General features: G+C 69.9%; 3 protein-coding genes and 1 pseudogene. 2 read left to right on the forward strand and 2 right to left on the reverse strand.

Annotated features, from left to right (window positions below; all coding sequences use genetic code 11):
- Both ACFVW8_RS38805 and ACFVW8_RS38810 read right to left on the reverse strand, forming a co-directional pair.
- The coding region (locus ACFVW8_RS38805) for an alcohol dehydrogenase catalytic domain-containing protein (protein ID WP_389698720.1) at window positions 1–376 on the reverse strand (376 nt) is incomplete at its 3' end.
- Window positions 377–422: 46 nt separating this feature from the next.
- Entirely contained in the window at window positions 423–875 is a 453-nt protein-coding gene (locus tag ACFVW8_RS38810; protein WP_389698722.1) for a nuclear transport factor 2 family protein, read from the reverse strand.
- Window positions 876–1,028: 153 nt separating this feature from the next.
- Between ACFVW8_RS38810 and ACFVW8_RS38815 the strand changes: the two genes are divergently transcribed.
- Window positions 1,029–1,970, forward strand: a complete 942-nt coding sequence (locus ACFVW8_RS38815; protein WP_389698724.1) for a LysR family transcriptional regulator — start codon at window positions 1,029–1,031, stop codon at window positions 1,968–1,970.
- 184 nt (window positions 1,971–2,154) lie between these two features.
- A pseudogene (locus ACFVW8_RS38820) lies at window positions 2,155–3,339 on the forward strand (hypothetical protein); the annotation flags it as partial.

Genomic DNA, 3,339 nt, shown 5'->3' on the forward strand with positions numbered 1-3,339 from the left:
GCCGGAGCGCGGTGATTCCGGCCAGCGGGAGAGCGGCGGCGGTCACCGCGTCGATGCTGTCCGGGAGTTCGGCGACGCTGTGCACCGGGACCGCGACGCGCTCGGCCCAGCCGGACGCGGGCGGGTGGGCGACGACCCGGGCCCCGGCTGCCGGTCCGGTGCCGTCGGCGGCGGCCCGTACGACCGTGCCGGCGACGTCCTTTCCGGGGCGCCAGCCGGGCCGGCGCCGGTCGGGCCGGCCGTCGAGCTGGAACGTCTCGCCCCGGTTCACCGAGTACGCCTCGACCGCTATCAGTACCTCGTCGTCGGCGGAGGCGGGTTCCGGGGCATCGCCCGGCAGGACGGTCCCACCGGCGGCGGGAAGCATGGCTCGCATCGGATATCTCCTGTTCGGCTGTTCAGCGATTTCGGCGTGGACGGGGTCAGGCGAAGACGACGGTCTGCGCGTGCAGCGTGTCGAAGTGCTCGCGTACGGCGGCGATCCGGCCGTCGCGCACGGTGAACACCGCCAGGCAGTGCTGGTCGTACCGGCCGCCCGTCCGTGCCAGCGCCCGCGTCTTCCACTCCGCCAGGACGCGCTCGCCCTCCGCGATCACGCCCACGAACTCGAACTCCATGGACTCGGGCACCAGCCGCGCCACCATCCGGGCCACGAACGAGCCGAAGATCTCGTCCGGCCCGGTCCAGGTGCCCGACAGCGGTAGGTCACCGGCGAGCGTCCAGGTCACTTCGGGGCCGATGAAGGCGCGCAGCCGCTCCATGTCGCCTGCGGCGAGCGCGTCCATGTAGTCGAGGACGACAGCCTTGGAGGAGTCCGTGGCGGTGGCGGTGGCGGTGGTCGTGCTGGTCGTGCTGGTCTCCGTGATGCTGTTCATGGCTTCGCAGGGCCTTTCCCGAGGGGATTTCCGGCTTTCCTCTGACTTCCGAAGGCTATGGAGAGGGCCTGCCCGCAGGGAAAGACCTGTTCTCGATCAGCCCAGAACCGGTCGGCATCAGTGCTGGTCAGGGCGGGTCGTATGCTGCTGCGCATGTCTGATCTCCGGCGTCTGCGCTACTTCCTGGCGGTGGCAGAGGAACGCAACTTCACCCGTGCCGCCGAGCGGCTGCACATCGCACAGCCGGCGCTGAGCCGTCAGATACGTGAGCTGGAGAAGGAGTTGGATGTCCGGCTCCTCGACCGGAACACCCACTCCGTCGAACCCACGGAAGCGGGGCGGGTGCTGATGGAGCGAGGTGCGGCGCTCTGCAAGGAGGCCGACCGGCTCTGGCGCGACGTACGCGGCTTCGCCGGGGGTGAGTACGGCACGCTGGCCTTTGGATACAGCATGAGTACGAGCTACGAGACGGCCCCCGCACTCCTCGCCGCGCTCGCCGAACGTCTGCCGGGCCTCACCACCACGACGCATCTGCTGTCCACCGCCCAGATCCTGGCCGGTGTGGCCGACGGCACGCTCGACGCAGGCCTGGTGCGCTGCCCGCCGCCGACTCCCGAACTGGTACGGACCCTCGTCCGGCTCGAGCCGCAGGGTGTCCTGATGGGCGCGGACCACCGGCTCGCCGCCCTGCCGGTCGTCGACACCGCCGAACTGGCGGACGAGACCGTGCTCGTCCACCCGCGGGAGGCCAACCCCGGCCACTACGACGCGATCATCGGCATCCTCGGATGCGCCGGTGCGGAGCCTGCGCGGCTGCCGAAGCTGATGCTGCGCCCGCTGTCGTTCGATGTCGGCCACACCCCGGTGGTGCGCGGCGACGCGGTCTCCGTGGTCGGCCGGTCGGCCGTGTCCGGCCTGCCCGCCGGACTGGTGTGGCGGCCACTGGCCGGGGGCGCGGCCGTCGAGCTGCATCTGCTGACGAGGGGCCGCACCGCCCGGCCCGGGGTCGCGCAACTGCTCCGTACGGCGACTGCCACGGCCCGCAGCGGTGGCTGGCTGCGTTCGCCGGACGGCGCCCGGCCGAAGACCGACTGACAGCCGGTTTCGCTGTGGGTGGGTCCGACTTGGGCCCCCGGTGGGCCCGTGATGGGTCCGCAGGCCCTTCGGATTGGGTCTCCCGCGTACATAACGTGACGACATAAGCGTCGCGGCTGGATCGGGGGAGGCCGGACTTCTTCAGTTGGTGAAGGGTTTCCCGTTGTCGGATTCACAAGGTCTGGTGTCTCAGGCCGGCATTCCCCCGCAGCGCTGGGAGTTGCCGCGATCAATCGCCGCGATGCGGGTACTTCTGTATCTGATGTTCGGCCTCACGCTGCTGGGCGCCATCGAGGTGCTGAACTCCCTCCTGGACCTGGGCAGTCACATCACGCCGACTTTGACTCTGGCTGCGCTGTACGCGGTTGCACCGGGCATCGCAGCCGCAGTTCTGGCGCGACTCCTGTGGACCGGCGGGAAGGCGGTCTGGATCGGACTGATGGCTCTGCAGCTATGGCTGCTGGTGGGCGCCATCGCCAATCTGTACGCAGGTTCGTCGCAGGGCCTCAGTCAACTGCTGCTGCCAGGTGTGCTGCTGGCCCTGGTCGGAGCGAGTGCCAGCCGTTCCTGGTTCGAACTGCCTGCGGAACAGCGGGCGCTGAGGCCGGCCTGGACGCGCGAGAGGCTGCGCCGCGCAGCGTTCCCGTCGATCCCGCACCTCATCACGTGGCGCCGTAACCGTGGGCAGACGTCGTTCGAGTACCTCGGTCTGATCTGCCTGGTCGTGGCCATCATCGGCGCCCTCGCGCTCGGCGGCGTGGGCGGCCAGATCACGGGTCGCCTTCAGGACGCGGTCTGCAGCCTCGGCGGGGGCGACTGCTCCAGTGACAACGTTGCCGGGGACGACGGTGGGCAGGGCGATGACACCTCCGGCGGCAGTGACTCCGGCGGCAATGGTGGCAGCGGTGGCAGCGGTGGCAGCGGTGGTGACTCGGGCGGCAGCGCGGGTGGCGATTCCGGTAGCGACAGCGGCGGGGTCGTTACAGGCGGCAACTCCGGTGGTGACGGCGACGACGACTCGGGTGGCGCCAGTGCCGGCGGCAGCGGTAACGGCAGTGGCAGCGGCAGCGGTGGCAGCAGTGGTGGTGGGAAGTCGGGTGGGGACAACTCCGGTGGCAGCGATTCCGGTGGTGATGACTCCGATGGTGGAGTCAGTGCTGGTGGTGTCTCCGGTGGCAGCAGCGGTGGGAAGTCGGGTGGGGACAACTCCGGTGGCAGTGATTCCGGTGGTAGCAGTTCCAGTGGTGGTTCCCATTCGGGCGGCAGTTCCAGTGGTGGTTCTGACTCGGGTGGCAGTTCCAGTGGCGGCAGTGACTCCGGGGGTAGTGACAGCAGCAGTGGTGGCAGTGACTCCGGTGGGAGCAACTCC

Source organism: Streptomyces sp. NPDC058221 (genome assembly GCF_042882365.1).
Lineage (GTDB): Bacteria > Actinomycetota > Actinomycetes > Streptomycetales > Streptomycetaceae > Streptomyces.

Coding starts and splice junctions, on each gene's coding strand:
- ACFVW8_RS38810 (WP_389698722.1), bottom strand. CDS start 875: ATGAACAGCATCACGGAGACCAGCACGACCAGCACGACCACCGCCACC.
- ACFVW8_RS38815 (WP_389698724.1), top strand. CDS start 1,029: ATGTCTGATCTCCGGCGTCTGCGCTACTTCCTGGCGGTGGCAGAGGAA.